This window comes from Shewanella sp. SM29 (genome assembly GCF_025654245.1).
Classification (GTDB): domain Bacteria; phylum Pseudomonadota; class Gammaproteobacteria; order Enterobacterales; family Shewanellaceae; genus Shewanella; species Shewanella oncorhynchi.
This window is the reverse complement of record NZ_JAKKRN010000005.1, coordinates 18,559-34,515: the sequence shown is the minus strand read 5'-3', so window position 1 is coordinate 34,515 and position 15,957 is coordinate 18,559. Positions and strand designations below refer to the sequence as shown.

General features: G+C 47.0%; 13 protein-coding genes. 2 read left to right on the top strand and 11 right to left on the bottom strand.

Translation table 11 applies throughout. The features are described from left to right. Nucleotides 1-275: 275 nt before the first annotated feature. The 3 genes from tadA to guaB form a co-directional block, all read right to left on the bottom strand. Complete coding sequence (gene tadA / locus L5L77_RS04810; RefSeq protein WP_411569143.1) at nucleotides 276-800, bottom strand: tRNA adenosine(34) deaminase TadA; 525 nt, start codon at nucleotides 798-800, stop codon at nucleotides 276-278. Between the two features lie 154 nt (nucleotides 801-954). Next, entirely contained in the window at nucleotides 955-2,532 is a 1,578-nt protein-coding gene (gene guaA / locus L5L77_RS04805; protein WP_263222189.1) for a glutamine-hydrolyzing GMP synthase, read from the bottom strand. Between the two features lie 118 nt (nucleotides 2,533-2,650). After that, entirely contained in the window at nucleotides 2,651-4,117 is a 1,467-nt protein-coding gene (gene guaB, locus L5L77_RS04800; protein ID WP_006085677.1) for an IMP dehydrogenase, read from the bottom strand. Between the two features lie 120 nt (nucleotides 4,118-4,237). On the opposite strand from guaB, the gene xseA reads away from it, so the two are divergent. Then, on the top strand, nucleotides 4,238-5,584 hold the full coding sequence (xseA, locus tag L5L77_RS04795) for an exodeoxyribonuclease VII large subunit (RefSeq protein ID WP_263184923.1): 1,347 nt from the start codon (nucleotides 4,238-4,240) through the stop codon (nucleotides 5,582-5,584). Nucleotides 5,585-5,678: 94 nt separating this feature from the next. Here the strand turns inward: xseA and der are convergent, their stop codons facing one another. The 8 genes from der to L5L77_RS04755 all read right to left on the bottom strand — a co-directional run bounded on the left by der (nucleotide 5,679) and on the right by L5L77_RS04755 (nucleotide 14,650). Continuing rightward, nucleotides 5,679-7,145, bottom strand: a complete 1,467-nt coding sequence (der, locus tag L5L77_RS04790; protein WP_006082478.1) for a ribosome biogenesis GTPase Der — start codon at nucleotides 7,143-7,145, stop codon at nucleotides 5,679-5,681. 79 nt (nucleotides 7,146-7,224) lie between these two features. After that, complete coding sequence (bamB, locus tag L5L77_RS04785; RefSeq protein WP_263222187.1) at nucleotides 7,225-8,412, bottom strand: outer membrane protein assembly factor BamB; 1,188 nt, start codon at nucleotides 8,410-8,412, stop codon at nucleotides 7,225-7,227. 11 nt (nucleotides 8,413-8,423) lie between these two features. Continuing rightward, a complete protein-coding gene (locus L5L77_RS04780) occupies nucleotides 8,424-9,044 on the bottom strand; it encodes a tetratricopeptide repeat protein (RefSeq protein ID WP_263222185.1) in 621 nt (206 codons plus the stop codon). Between the two features lie 13 nt (nucleotides 9,045-9,057). Further along, nucleotides 9,058-10,335, bottom strand: coding sequence for a histidine--tRNA ligase (hisS, locus tag L5L77_RS04775; RefSeq protein ID WP_263222182.1), 1,278 nt, complete (start codon nucleotides 10,333-10,335; stop codon nucleotides 9,058-9,060). A gap of 144 nt (nucleotides 10,336-10,479) precedes the next feature. Beyond that, nucleotides 10,480-11,595, bottom strand: a complete 1,116-nt coding sequence (ispG, locus tag L5L77_RS04770) for a flavodoxin-dependent (E)-4-hydroxy-3-methylbut-2-enyl-diphosphate synthase (RefSeq protein WP_105251894.1) — start codon at nucleotides 11,593-11,595, stop codon at nucleotides 10,480-10,482. A gap of 48 nt (nucleotides 11,596-11,643) precedes the next feature. Continuing rightward, nucleotides 11,644-12,711, bottom strand: coding sequence for a RodZ domain-containing protein (locus L5L77_RS04765; RefSeq protein ID WP_263184920.1), 1,068 nt, complete (start codon nucleotides 12,709-12,711; stop codon nucleotides 11,644-11,646). Next, entirely contained in the window at nucleotides 12,708-13,496 is a 789-nt protein-coding gene (pilW, locus tag L5L77_RS04760) for a type IV pilus biogenesis/stability protein PilW (RefSeq protein ID WP_028761255.1), read from the bottom strand. Before pilW ends, L5L77_RS04765 begins: the two co-directional genes overlap by 4 nt. A gap of 32 nt (nucleotides 13,497-13,528) precedes the next feature. After that, a complete protein-coding gene (locus L5L77_RS04755) occupies nucleotides 13,529-14,650 on the bottom strand; it encodes a bifunctional tRNA (adenosine(37)-C2)-methyltransferase TrmG/ribosomal RNA large subunit methyltransferase RlmN (RefSeq protein ID WP_028761256.1) in 1,122 nt (373 codons plus the stop codon). A 151-nt stretch (nucleotides 14,651-14,801) separates the two neighbouring features. Here L5L77_RS04755 and L5L77_RS04750 point away from each other — a divergent pair, with 151 nt between their 5' ends. After that, nucleotides 14,802-15,893, top strand: a complete 1,092-nt coding sequence (locus L5L77_RS04750; RefSeq protein WP_028761257.1) for a CNNM domain-containing protein — start codon at nucleotides 14,802-14,804, stop codon at nucleotides 15,891-15,893. Nucleotides 15,894-15,957: the final 64 nt, after the last annotated feature.

Below are 15,957 nucleotides of genomic sequence, written 5' to 3'. Positions count from 1 at the left end.
GATGAAAAACATCGCTTAGTTCAGCTTATCTGACCAGTGCTATTGCTGCACTCCTGTGCAACTGCTACTGTCTTGGGTTATGACCTAAGATAAATCTCTGTAGGGCATCGATAATAACAATTAATGGGGTCAATATGAGAAGAAAAACCATCAACAATACCGTTGCGCGTCGTCGTACTTTGCTAAAAATTCGTCATCGCCGTATTTTAAATCGTCAAAAACTCTTCTTTACTTTTATTCAGTCTCAGGATTAATCCTGTCACGTTAATCGTCACTTACCCAATAGCTTGCTGCGCCTTTTGAGCCTGTTTCAGGGCTTTTTTCTCTTCCCTGCGACGTTTAAAAAAACGACTCAATTGCGCGCTACAAGCATCGGCCAGCACCCCTGATGTGACTTCAACTTGGTGATTAAACGCCGGATGTTGCAATAAATTCACCACAGTACCCGCTGCACCCGTTTTTTCATCCCGTGCGCCAAATACCACACGAGCAATTCTGCTATGCACCATAGCGCCCGCACACATAGCGCAAGGCTCGAGGGTGACATATAAAGTCGCATCTAAAAGACGATAGTTTTCGACCAAACGCCCCGCTTCCCGCAAACATAAAATTTCCGCATGGGCGCTAGGATCGTGCTGGCTAATGGATAAATTGTAACCCGTCGCAATCTGCTGACCGTCTTTGACCAATACCGCACCCACAGGCACTTCGCCCTCGGCCTCGGCTTTTTCTGCCATCAGCATCGCGACTTGCATCCAATGTTCATCTTGCTGAGATTGTTCGTCTTGTTGCGTTTGCACCACTTACACCTTATCTCTTTTAGCAAAAAATAAAGCCGGATTATATCAGTCAAGCACAGATATTTCACGACTGAGTCATTCAGCCCAAGTTAATCCATCAAACAACAAAAAAGGCGCACTCGGCGCCTTTTAATCGTTAATTCAAATAATTAACTTATTCCCATTCGATAGTCGCTGGCGGCTTGCCAGAGATATCGTAAACCACACGGGAAATGCCATCGACTTCGTTAATGATGCGGTTTGATACGTGACCTAAGAAATCATAGGGCAGATGTGCCCAATGGGCTGTCATAAAATCGATTGTTTCAACTGCGCGCAGTGACACAACCCAGTCATATTTTCGGCCATCGCCCATCACGCCAACAGAGCGTACAGGTAAGAACACGGTAAAGGCTTGACTGACTTTATTGTATAAGTCGGCTTTATGCAGTTCTTCAATGAAGATAGCATCGGCGCGGCGCAGCAAGTCACAGTATTCTTTTTTCACTTCACCTAATACGCGCACACCAAGACCGGGGCCTGGGAACGGGTGACGATAAAGCATGTTGTATGGCAGGCCTAACTCAAGACCAATTTTACGCACTTCGTCTTTGAACAGTTCACGCAGAGGCTCGACTAAACCGAGCGCCATATCGGCTGGCAAACCGCCAACGTTATGGTGAGATTTAATCACATGCGCTTTGCCTGTGGCACTGCCGGCAGATTCAATCACGTCTGGATAAATCGTGCCTTGCGCTAACCATTTGGCATTGGCGCATTTTTTCGATTCTTCATCGAAAATTTCCACGAATACGCGGCCGATGATCTTACGCTTAGCCTCTGGATCGGCTTCGCCTTTCATCGCATCGAGGAAACGGTTTTCCGCATCAACGTGGATGATATTCAGGCCGAAATGATCGCCAAACATTTCCATCACTTGCTCGGCTTCATTCAAACGTAATAAACCGTTATCAACGAATACGCAGGTCAGTTTTTTGCCGATAGCGCGGTGTAGTAGCATAGCCACAACCGAAGAATCAACACCGCCCGATAATCCTAAAATCACTTCATCATCACCGATTTGCTTCTTCAAGCGCTCAATCGCATCTTCGATGATAGAGGAGGGTTTCCAGTTAGCCGCACAGCCACAAATGTCTAAGGCAAAGTGCGATAACATGCGCATACCTTGGCGAGTGTGGGTCACTTCTGGGTGGAACTGTACGCCGAAGAATTGCTTCTCTTCGTTTGCCATAGCGGCAAATGGGCAAGTGTCCGTTTTAGCGACCGCCACAAACCCTTCAGGAATAGCCGACACTTTATCGCCGTGGCTCATCCATACGTCGAGTAAGGGTTTGCCGTCACTGCTAACCGCATCTTCAATGCCTTTGAATAGCAATGAATCTGTCAGCATTTCAATTTGAGCGTAGCCGAATTCACCTTCGCCCACACCTTGGATCACTTTACCGCCCAACTGCTCAGACATAGTCTGCATGCCGTAACAAATGCCCAGTACCGGCACACCTGCGGTAAAGACGTATTCAGGCGCACGCGGCGAGTTTTCAGCCGTGACACTTTCTGGTCCGCCCGCAAGAATAATGCCGTTCGGGGCAAATTCGCGGATTTGGGCTTCGGTAACATCCCAAGCCCATAATTCACAGTAAACGCCGATTTCACGGATACGACGGGCAATCAGTTGAGTGTACTGGGATCCAAAATCGAGGATCAGTATCTTGTGCTCATGAATATCGCTCATGGGTAACCTTTATCTCATCTATTGTTTTAACATTGCTCAAAGCAGCGACTGCCAGCTTTAAGTATTGGATCATACGCTTTATAAAGAGGCGGCTTACGCCGCCCTTCTTATCAAACGATTAAGAACCTGAACGGTAGTTCGGCGCTTCTTTAGTGATAGTCACATCGTGTACATGGGACTCGCCCATGCCCGCTGAAGTCACTTTCACAAATTGGGCTTTTTCATTCAGCTCTAGAATGGTGGCGCAGCCCGTTAATCCCATACAAGAACGTAGGCCGCCCATATGTTGATGGATGATTTCCTTCAACTTACCTTTATAAGGCACACGCGCTTCTACACCTTCGGGGACTAACTTGTCTGCAGCATTGTCCGATTGGAAATAGCGGTCAGATGAACCTTGAGACATAGCGCCTAATGAACCCATACCACGGTAGGATTTATACGCACGGCCTTGATATAACTCAGTTTCACCTGGTGCTTCCTCAGTTCCCGCAAACATTGAGCCCGCCATGATGCAAGATGCACCCGCGGCTAATGCTTTGGCTAAATCGCCAGAGAAACGAATGCCGCCGTCGGCAATCACAGGAATACCTAGGCTCTTCATGGCTGCAGCGGCATCGGATACCGCGGTAATTTGTGGTACGCCCACGCCTGTCACGATACGAGTCGTACAGATAGAACCAGGGCCAATACCCACTTTAACTGCGTTAACACCCGCTTCGACTAAGGCTAATGCACCTTCTGCCGTGGCAACGTTACCGCCGATAATTTGCAAATCAGGATGTTTAGCGCGCGTTTCACGAATGCGTTGTAAAACGCCTTCGGAATGACCGTGGGAAGAATCGATAAGTAAAACGTCAACACCGGCTTTAACCAGAGCGTCAACACGCTCTTCATTACCAGCGCCCGCACCTACGGCGGCACCAACACGTAAACGGCCTAACTCATCTTTACAGGCATTCGGTTTACGTTCAGCTTTTTCGAAGTCTTTAACTGTGATGAGGCCTTTCAGCTTATAGTTATCATCAACCACAAGAACTTTTTCGATACGATGTGAGTGCATCAATTTTTGCACTTCATCTAATTTAGTGCCTTCGGCAACAGTGACTAAACGCGCTTTAGGCGTCATCACTTCTTCTACCGTTTTGCTCCAATCTGTCACGAAACGTACGTCACGACCAGTGATGATACCGACCAGCTCGTTGGCTTCGTTGACCACGGGATAACCCGCAAAACCATTCTTCAGTGTTAACACTTTCAGATCGGCTAAGGTCGTTGATGGGGTCACAGTCACAGGTTGTTGAACCACGCCCGCTTCGTAAATTTTTACTTTACGAACTTCTTCGGCTTGTTTTTCAATGCTCATGTTTTTATGAATAAAGCCTAAGCCGCCTTCCTGCGCCATCGCGATCGCAAGACGAGCTTCGGTAACAGTGTCCATAGCGGCAGACACTAGTGGGATATTCAATTCAATGGTATTGGTCAGGCGAGTTTTTAGAATGGCGGTATTTGGGAGTACAGTCGAATGCGCAGGAACAAGCAACACATCGTCAAAAGTAAGCGCTTCTTTAATTAAACGTAGCATATGCAACATCTCCCCAGTTGAGTAGGATTTAGAGGTGAAATATTGCGGCGGGATTATACCTTGCATATCGCCACTGGTAAATGGAAAATAGTAAATATCCCCATTTTATTGAGTTATTCGATGCAAGGCACCAAAAACAACATTTATACTGTCTCGCGGCTCAATGGTGAAGTCAGACAAATTCTCGAAGGACAACTGGGTAAAATTTGGCTTAATGGCGAAATATCCAACTTTTCCTCCCCCAGCTCAGGTCATTGGTATCTCACCTTAAAAGACCACTCTTCACAGATCCGTTGCGCCATGTTTAAGGGCCGTAACCAGACGGTCAGCTTTAAGCCCATCAATGGTCAGCAAGTGCTGGTCAAAGGCGCGATCAGCGTTTATGAACCCAGAGGCGACTATCAATTATTAATTGAGTCCATGCTGCCCGCTGGGGATGGATTACTCGCCCAGCAGTTCGATGCACTCAAGATGAAGCTCGCAGCCGAAGGATTATTCGCCGCCGACACCAAAAGATTGCTACCCAAAAATATTCAACGCATTGGCGTTATTACGTCACCTACGGGTGCGGCGATCCGTGATGTGTTACATGTATTGGCAAGGCGCGATCCTTCGATTGAAGTCATTATCTATCCGACTCAAGTTCAGGGCGAAACCGCGGCGCAGAGTATTTGTCAGGCAATCAATATCGCCAACCAACGTTTAGAAGTCGATGTATTACTGCTCACCCGCGGCGGCGGTTCGCTTGAGGATTTGTGGTGTTTTAACAGCGAAGCCCTCGCCCACACGATTTATAACAGTGCCCTACCCATTGTCAGCGCCGTCGGCCACGAAGTTGATACGACTATCAGTGATTATGTTGCTGATATCCGCGCCCCAACACCCTCTGCAGGCGCGGAGCTATTATCACAAGACAGTGATAATAAGGCGCAAAAACTCGCCACAGCCTTATCGCGCCTGCAACAAAGCGCGAAACATTATCAGCTTAAACAAGAAAGACGACTTAGTTTGCTAGAGCACAGACTGCAACGCCAAGACCCTAAACGGACTTTGCAGCAGTTCGAACAAAGATTCGATGAGATGCAATTACGACTAGAGTCCGCGCTGTCGAATCGCTTGCATCTGCTCAGCCGCCGTCAGCAGTTGCTCGCAAGCCGCCTTAAACAGCAATCTCCCAAGCATAAACTCGCCATTGAGGGTAACCGCTTAAGTTATCTTGCGAGCCGCTTACAGGATGCATTGCAGGACAAACTCACCCAAAGTGAGCAACGGATAAAATACGAGGCCCATCAACTCGAAACCGTGAGCCCGCTTGCCACTTTAAGCCGTGGTTACAGCATTACCACTGACATCCACAATCAAGTGGTCGACTCTGCCGATAAACTGACGATAGGTGATAGTTTGCAGACCCGCTTGCGCCATGGACAAGTGATTTCAACCGTCACTCAGATAAAGCCGCTCCAATAACGAATAACACTAGCAAGAGCAAGGCTTAAATCATCTTAAAACACAAAAGGAACCCTAAGGTTCCTTTTGTTTCAAATGTGTCTGGTAAAAAACACTATTTGGTTTTTCTGTCTTTAATATGGCTTTGTGCGCGCTTGCGGCGGCGCTCTTGGCTCATAGTCAACTTCTCAGTCTTGTTTTCAAATGGGTTATCACCCTCTTGGAAACGCAGCTGGATTGGCGTACCTACGACTTTCAATGAACGACGGAAGTAGTTCATCATGTAACGCTTGTACGAGTCAGGCAGTCTACTCACTTGGTTACCGTGAATGACCACGATTGGCGGATTGTAACCACCGGCGTGAGCATATTTAAGCTTCACACGGCGACCATTTACTAATGGCGGCTGGTGATCGTCCTGCGACATTTGCATGATACGTGTCAGCATAGAAGTGCTGACGCGGCGTGTGGCACTGTCGTAAGCTTCTTCAATCGATTCAAATAAATGGCCAACACCGGTACCGTGCAGCGCCGAAATAAAGTGAATACGGGCAAAGTCGATAAAACCAAGACGACGGTCAAGCTCACTCTTCACACGATCTTTAATACCTTGGTCGATACCATCCCACTTGTTGACGGCAATAACCAAAGCGCGACCCGCATTGAGTGCGAAACCTAACAGACCTAAATCTTGCTCGGCGATACCTTCACGGGCATCGATGATAAGCAACACCACGTTAGCATCTTCAACCGCTTTCAAAGTCTTGATCACTGAGAATTTCTCAATGACTTGATGTACTTTACTGCGACGACGAACACCCGCGGTATCAATAATCACGTACTCGCGACCTTCACGTTCCATTGGAATGTAAATACTGTCACGGGTCGTGCCGGGTTCATCAAATACCACAACGCGCTCTTCACCTAGAATACGGTTAGTCAGGGTTGACTTACCGACGTTAGGTTTACCTATGATCGCCAGCTTGATAGGCAAATCTTGCAGACGCTTTTGCTCAGCTTCGGCTTCTTCTTCGGTATATTCACGCTCTTCAGTAACTTCGTCTTCACCTTGACGCACAATGCCCATCGCTTCGGCATAAGGGGTCAGCGCGTATTCGATCATATTGGTCACGCCGCGTCCTTGGGACGCCGCCATTTGGTAAACTTCACCTAGACCTAAAGACCAAAACTCGGCACAAGCAGAATCGGCATCAATACCGTCAACTTTGTTAGCAACCACAAAGGTGGTTTTTTCACGGCTACGTAAGTGCTGTGCAATCGACAGATCCGCAGCGGTTAAACCCGCGCGCGCATCGGTCATAAATAAAACGACATCGGCTTCTTCAATGGCAGCAAGGGATTGCTCAGCCATTTTCGTCTCGATCCCTTCTTCAGTGCCATCGATACCGCCGGTATCGACCACAATGAACTCATAGCCGGATAAGAATGCTCGACCATATTTACGGTCACGTGTTAGGCCAGGAAAGTCAGCAACCAGCGCATCACGCGTGCGCGTAAGACGATTAAATAGGGTGGATTTACCGACGTTCGGCCGACCAACAAGGGCCACTACAGGGATCATGATTTTGCCTCTAAAAAACTTTTCAATAAAAAGCCCCCGGAACACACTTCCAGGGGCTCAGCAAGGATAACACTTTTAACTATGGAAGTGTTACAACAGCCAACCTTCCGCTGCGACCTTGAACATAGATTTTATCATCCACCACTAACGGCTGGCTGTATAATCCTGAGCTGTCCACTTGGACACGACCCACAATCGTCCCTGTACTGCGATCGATGAAGTGTAAATAACCTTCGAAATCACCCACAACTAAATAGTCTTTATATACAGCCGGAGATGTCAGAGTGCGGTTAGCTAACTCAGAATTACTCCACAGTTCCAAACCGTTACGTTTATCAACTGAGTAGATACGGCTGTGATCGTCAACTAAGTACAAGCTTAGGCCCGCTGATGCTAACTCGTTAAAGCTAGAATACTTACGTGTCCACACAACTCGACCCGTGCGCAGTTCCATCGACACTAAGTTACCGTTGTAGCTCACCGCATATAAGTTGTCGCCAAGGATCAAGGGGGTCATATCCACGTCGGCCATACGCGTAAACTCGTTACCGCCCGTTGGATTGTAAATCGCCTGTTCCCACGCAGCTTGACCATTGTTTTTAATCACAACAGCCACTTTGCCATCGGCGGTACCTATGAAGAAACCACCCGCTTCGTAAGCTGCAGAACCTGTACCGCGCAGGGTCAGATTCGGCAATTGCATTTCATACACCCACAGCTTGGCGCCAGTATCGACGTTAAACGCTTCGAGTGAACCAGAGCTGGTACTGACCACCACGACGTCATCGGCCACAGTGGGAGCAGACAGTAATTCACCGCCCGCAACGACATGCCATAACACTTGACCATCTTCAGCGTTCAGTGCAGCAAGCAGCCCACTTTCACCACCTAAAAAGACTTTATTACGCGCAGCAGTCACACCAGCAGCAATACGCGCACCTTTATTTTTAGCTAAAGCGTTATCACGAAACTCTTCGCTGAAATCTTTAGTCCAAACGCGCTCGCCAGTGGCCTCATCGAAGGCAACCACTTCACCATAACGGTCGGCGGCAAAAATTTTTCCATAACTAACGGCGGGGGCGAGGCGAGAATAATAATCACCAACACCATTACCGACAGAGGTGCTCCAACTCACTTCAGGAAACACTGTCGCCTGAATGGCAGTTAACTCACTTACCGGTTCTTCTTCGACATCGCTCGACGAACAGGCGGATAACATGGCCAGACTTAATCCAGCGGCTAGCAGGTTTTTGCACCAAGACTTCATCAAGGGATCCCTTATGCCTGATTTAGGCTATCAAGTTTGATTTTAAGCGCAGGGCTTGTCACCACACCACCATTGTCCATGGCAGCTTGATAAGCTGTTTTTGCCTTCTCAACTTCACCTTGACGTACTAAGAAATCACCTTTCAACTCATCGCGCTGAGCGAAGAAAGCTTTATCTGTTACTTGATCTAAGGTCGCAAGAGCTGCATCAATTTGACCTTGCTCTGCTTGTACTCGTGCTAAACGCAAAGTCGCAATCACATCTAAACCAGCACCGGGTTTAGCCGCAATCACCTTGTTCAAGGCATCAATCGCTTTTGGATAATCCTTAGCTTCTACCGCAGTTTTGGCCACGATCAGTTCTAACAAGGCTTGATAGCCCTTTTGATCGTGATTTTGAGAAAACTCGGCGACACCCGCAAGCATTGCGGCTTCCTCGGCAGATTTAGTGGTCAAATTTTGGAACGCTTTTGAAGCTTCTTCCGCTTGCGCCACCTTAACGTCAGAATAATAATTCCACGCATATAGGCCGCCTAAACCCACTACGGCACCGATTAAAATTGAATTTCCGTAATCTTTCCAGAACTGCTTGATAGCATCAACTTGTTGTTCTTCTGTGCTATAAATTTCCACGCGCACGTCCCCTTTATTTGATCAGTTCAGCCAAAAATGTGCCTAAGGCACTTCGAGCTACCCGTTGTTGTTCGATGTCATTGCGTAAATGTTTAACCGTAACCATACCTTCGGCAAGTTCATCTTCACCTATCAGTAGTGCCACACTCGCACCGCTTTTGTCGGCACGCTTCATTTGTTTCTTCACGTTACCGCCGCCACAGTGACTCATCACTTTAAGGTTTGGCAGTGCGTTACGTAATTCCTGCGCGACCTTGATGGCTTCAACCAGACAGCTATCACCCATGGCCGTGACATACACATCCACTTCTGGCGGAATATCTTTGGTCAGCTCTAAGGTTTCAAGCAGCAAGACAATGCGCTCTAAGCCCATAGCAAAACCGACCGCTGGAGTATCTTTACCACCTAACTGGGCGACTAAACCATCGTAGCGACCACCCGCAAGTACAGTACCTTGTGAGCCTAAACTAGATGTAACCCATTCAAATACAGTACGATTATAGTAATCTAAACCACGTACTAGACGCGGATTAATGGTGTATTTGATACCCACAGCATCAAGTAGTTCACGCAATTGTGAAAAATGTGTCTTCGATTCTTCACCGAGAAAATCCATTAACTCAGGTGCATCAACCAATATGGCTTGGACATTTTGATCTTTTGAATCCAATACTCGCAGCGGATTGCTGTACATGCGACGCTTACTGTCTTCATCGAGCGCATCTTTATGCAGCTCTAAAAACGCAATCAAGGCATCACGATAAACAGCGCGCTCAGCAGGATCACCTAAGGTATTTAGCTCTAACGAGACATGCTCGCTAATACCGAGTTTTTCCCACAGGCGTGCCGATAGCATTAGGACTTCAGCATCAATATCAGCCGAGCCAATGCCATACACTTCAACGCCAAATTGGTTAAACTGACGATAACGGCCTTTTTGTGGACGTTCGTGGCGGAACATAGGACCCATATACCAAAGACGTTGCTCTTGGTTATATAGCAGACCGTTTTCGTTACCTGCACGCACTGTCGACGCAGTACCTTCTGGGCGCAGCGTTAAGCTGTCACCGTTATTATCTGCGAAGGTATACATTTCTTTTTCAACAATATCAGTCACTTCTCCGATAGAGCGTTTAAAAAGATCGGTATTTTCCACTATTGGAGTGCGGATTTCGCTGTAACCGTAAGCACTGACGCTCGAACGTAGTACCGCTTCCACTTTTTGCCATAGAGGACTTTGAGTTGGCAGAATGTCATTCATTCCGCGAATCGCTTGGATCTGTTTTGCCACTGTATCGACTCGTCCGATTTCGCTAAATTAATAAAAATGTCACGCATTATAGGCTTTTGAGCGTAAAACGTAAAACGACCCCGTCGGTTTCGGGGCCTAGCTCAACATCATTAGGCGTAATCTATGCCCAAATGCGGGTACATATTACTCAGTTGTGTCTTTTATTTGAATACGGTTCGCCATTTGACTGGCTTTTGCGCGAATTTTCGCTTCGAGGGAATCGACAATGTTGTCGTTGTCAAAACGTTCTTTTTGACGTTCACCCTCGTCATAGTAACCGCTCTTATTGTGCCCACCAGTTAAACCGATGTGCGACACTAAGGCTTCACCTGGGCCGTTAACTACGCAGCCGATAATAGACACATCCATGGCGGTAGTCACGTCTTCGAGGCGACGCTCTAACTCATTGACTGTACTGATCACATCGAACTCTTGACGAGAACAAGATGGACAGGCAATGAAATTAATGCCACGGCTACGAATACGCAGCGACTTTAAAATGTCAAAACCGACTTTGATTTCTTCGACCGGATCAGCGGCCAAGGAAATACGTAGGGTATCACCTATGCCTTCGGCCAATAACATACCTAAGCCTACGGCCGATTTCACTGAACCCGCGCGCGCGCCACCGGCTTCGGTAATGCCTAAATGCAGGGGTTGGCGAATTTGTTTTGCTAATAAACGGTAAGATTCGACCGCTAAAAATACATCGGAGGCTTTAACGCTGACCTTGAACTGGTCAAAGTTCAATCTGTCCAGAATATCCACATGGCGCATAGCTGATTCAAGCAAGGCTTCAGGTGTGGGTTCTTTGTACTTGTCCATTAGATCTTTTTCTAATGACCCACCATTCACACCAATACGGATGGGAATATTATGGTCACGGGCACATTCCACCACGCTACGAATACGCTCTTCATTGCCTATATTGCCCGGATTAATTCGAAGGCAATCGACACCGTACTCGGCAACTTTTAGAGCAATGCGATAATCAAAATGAATGTCAGCCACTAAAGGAACATTGACCGCTTGCTTAATGAGTTTAAAGGCTTCAGCCGCATCCATAGTGGGTACAGAAATACGCACTATATCGGCACCGACTTTCTCTAAGGCACGAATTTGAGCAATTGTCGCTTCAACATCTGTGGTCTTAGTATTGGTCATTGACTGAACAGCAATCGGCGCCCCATCACCAATCGGTACATTACCCACATAAATGCGGGTGGAAGGACGTCTTTTTATGGGAGTTTCATTATACATGCTTAATACGCTCTATTTCGGTACGTGCTGCAGATCATTACGCGGTCGTTAGGCTTTAGGCAAGGTTAAACGCGCGACTCGTCCCTTGGGGAAATCCGCTAGGCTAACAATTTGACCATCTAAGCTTAAGGTCGCTACATGGGGTGCACCTAAAATGACTTTAAACGGTGGCACACCGCTCACTTGCACTGTTGCGCCAGCGCCTTTAACACCATCGACTAACGCTTTACCTTTAGCATCAACAATGTTTATCCAGCAATCACCCGTCAACTGGACATCTATAATCGATTGTCCTGCAGCAACCAAAGTACTTGCTGCAGTGACAGTGGTCGTTGATGTTGTGGTCGGTGAAGGCGTTGCACTAACAGGCTGTTGGACTACAGGAGCTGTCGTTTGCGGAACAGATGGCGTTGTCGTAGTGGCTGCGATTGCTGAACCGCCATCTTCATTACTCGTATCAATGGTCTGAGGATAATTATTGTCCGTTGGTCCTGTGCTGACATCAATAGTGCTTGCATCAGTATCTTTAATTGGACCATCGATAGACATTGAGCCGTTTGCGGCAATCTCAGTCAAACGAGGACTGGCATCCGTTTCGGTCAATAACACATCACCTGGCAGCGTCTGATTCGCTGCTGCGACCTCTTCAGCCGTGGGTTGCGACACATCAATAGTGCTCAGCAAAGTCGTTTTTTGCATCCACCAGACGACTAACGAACCGAGTAACACTATGACGATAAAAATACTCAGCCAAGTTAAACGTGTATCGCGAGCTTGATATGTGGTTTTGCGTGAAAAACTTTGCATTGCAGGCTCAGTCACGACTGGCACTTGCTGCACAAGACAAGCTTCAATCAAAGCCGCATCGGCACTGACCATACGCGCGTAGTTTTTCACATAGCCACGTACATAAGTCGATGAGGCTATATTCGTAAAATTGTCAGCTTCAATATCTTCAATAATACGAGGACGTAGATGCAGCTTTACAGCGGCATCTTGAATACTAAGGCCCATTTTTTCGCGGGCGGCTTTTAATAAAGTACCAAGCGTGACATCTAGCGCGACTGATTGCGGTGCTACCGACTCAACTGGCGCATTGGTTTCATGATCTTTCATTGATGCAAATTAACTCTGTATTGCTTGGCCTGAGGTGATGCTGGGAATTTGGCAAGCAATAAAATACCAAATCTCTTCACAGCGGCATCATCATTCACTGCCTGCTCTATTTTGATCCCGAGCGCTAAACTTTCTGGAGTTTGCTCAGCCACTTGGTGATAGCGCGCTAATTGGTTTCGCGCCTGAATAAAATCACCTTGATCGACTTCTAACTCTGCCAACTCCAGTAATGACACCGAGCGTCTCGGGTCATACTTTAACGCCATCTGAAAATACTGTCGTGCCTTTTCTGCTTGTCCTGCTTCGCGACTACAAAGACCTAAGTTCTCATAGCTTGAGGCAGTGCGCGTATATTTGGGCATTTCAATTGCGGCCAAAAACATTTTTTCAGCTTTGTTGTATTGCTTTTGTTGGCACAAAAACACCCCGAAATTATTCATGGAATCGCCAGAGGCGTCCTTAGTACTAATGGCATTCATGTACGACTCTTCGGTACGCACTAAATCGCCCACGGTTTGATAGTAATAAGCCAGAGCGGTATGCACATCTTCGAGCTCTGGAGCATATTCTAATGCTTTATCAAGATTGTATTTGGCTTGTTCCGTGCTACCTCGATTTAAATAGGTTAAACCGAGCTGCATCCGCTCTCTTGCGGCGGCGACTTTGTCTAACTTTCGTTCCGAAACAGGAATATCTGTCCCAGTATAAGTACGCTCAGTGACGCATCCTGTCATCAATAACGACAGGCTTAAAATCAACGAAAACCTTGGCAATCCATGCTTCATGGGCAAGCCTATAAATCTGTGCAAACAAAGAGTTAATTCATTGTGACTGAAATCTGGTTTTCTTGCATGCGTTTTTTCGCTAAACGTTTCGTTCTGTCGCGAATATCACCAGCTAACTGACCGCAAGCGGCATCGATGTCATCTCCACGGGTTTTACGTACGATGACAGTAAAACCGTATTCCATAAGAACCTTAGAAAAACGGTCGATACGTGAATTAGATGAGCGGCCATAAGGCGAGCCTGGATACGGATTAAATGGGATCAGATTCACCTTACAAGGCGTATCTTTCATTAACTTAGCTAACTCATGGGCTTGGTCTGTGCTGTCGTTGATATGATCTAACATCACATATTCAACTGTGACGCGGCCGCGGTTAGCATTTGATTTAGCAATATAGCGACGAATACCCGCTAAAAACTCATCCAGCGGATACTTTTTATTGATCGGGACCAGAATGTCACGCAACTCATCATTGGGTGCATGAATACTGACAGCAAGTGCCACATCGATGGCATCGCCCAGTTTATCTAACGCTGGCACTACGCCTGATGTTGATAAAGTCACGCGGCGCTTTGATAAACTAAAACCAAAATCATCGAGCATGATGTCCATCGCAGGGATCACATTGGCTAAATTGAGTAATGGCTCACCCATGCCCATCATCACGACGTTAGTGATCGGACGCTCGCCCGTGTCTTTTGCAAACCCTAAAAAGTGCGACACGCGCCAGATTTGGCCGACGATTTCAGAAACCGTTAAGTTACGATTAAAACCTTGCTGACCCGTCGAGCAGAAAGTACATTCCAGCGCACAGCCAACCTGTGAAGATACACACAAGGTCGCACGATCATCCTCAGGAATATAAACCGTTTCCACTTCTTGGCCTTGGCCAACATTGATTGCAAATTTTATCGTACCATCGGTCGATTTTTGGAAACTCGAAATTTCTGGTGCAACGATCTCGCAGCGGGCCGCCAACTTTTGACGTAACACTTTGTTGATGTTGGTCATCTCTTCGAAGTCACTGACACCGAAATGATATAGCCATTTCATGAGCTGATCGGCACGAAAGGGTTTTTCACCCATTTCCGCAAATAATGCGCGCATCGCCTTACGATCAAGGTCTAATAAATTGATCTTCTTTTCACTCATATAGCTAACCTCAACACCAAAAACCGGATCCTGCAACAGGGCGGCGAATTATACAGACGCAAATAAATTTTAGCCAGTAACTCAATTCACCTATGATAGAATCTCCAAGGGCTAATATTGGCCTAAAATACGGAGTTGTAATTCCACCTATATGTTAACCCTCATCATTATAGTGCTTGTCGCTGTTGCTGTTTCTTTTCTGTGCAGTGTGTTCGAAGCTGTTCTGTTATCGGTTACCCCAAGTTATATCGCATCACTCGAACAAACTGACAGTGCCGCAGCCGCGCGCTTGCGTAGATTGAAAGAGAATGTCGAAGCCCCTTTGGTGTCAATCCTTACCCTAAATACTATCGCTCATACCGTCGGTGCCGCCGTTGCAGGTGCGCAAGCGGCTAAAGTATTTGGTGACGATATGTTAGGTGTTTTCTCGGGCGTATTAACCTTTATTATCCTGTTTTTCTCAGAAATCATTCCTAAATCATTGGGTGCAAACCATTGGCGTCGCCTCGCACCAAGTGTTTCTGTTGCCGTGCTGTGGATGAAGCGTACCACTAAACCGCTGATCTGGATGTCACAGCAAGTCACTCGCCTAATGGGCAAAGGTGATGAAGGCCACTACATACGCCAAGAGATGAGTGCTATGGCCAAAATTGGCCATGAATCCGGTGAGCTTGATGAGCAAGAGTCAAAAATTCTGACGCAAATGCTGAAGGTGCGAGATATGCCAGTTACGGCGATCATGACACCACGCACTGTGATGTTTTCTTTGCCCATAGATCTCACCCAAAATGAGTTTGTGCGCCAATACCGCGACAAGCCTTTTACCCGAATTCCAGTTTACGACCAAGATCATGATGATGTGATTGGTTACATTACCCGCACCGATGTATTGCTAGCAGAGCGTTACACGCCAGAAGCACCGATTGGTGAACTTAAACGGAGTTTATTTGTGGTGCCTGAAACCGCAAAAATTCTGCCACTTTTTGAGCGTATGATTAAACGTAACACCCAAATTGCGATGGTGGTCGACGAGTACGGCAGTAGCCAAGGTATCGTAACTCAAGAAGATATCATCGAATCTATGTTAGGATTAGAGATTGTCGATCTAAACGACCCCGCGACCGATATGCAGCAATTGGCACGTAAACTTTGGACTAAGCGCATGAAGCAAAAAGGCATTCGCCTATCCGATGACGGTGATTTTGAAGCCGCATCCGATGATGACGAAGCCAAATCCGGCTGAAGGCTAACCAAGTTTAGTGCTTGTTAATATAAAGGGAGCCTAGCTCCCTTTATTCTTTTAGAAT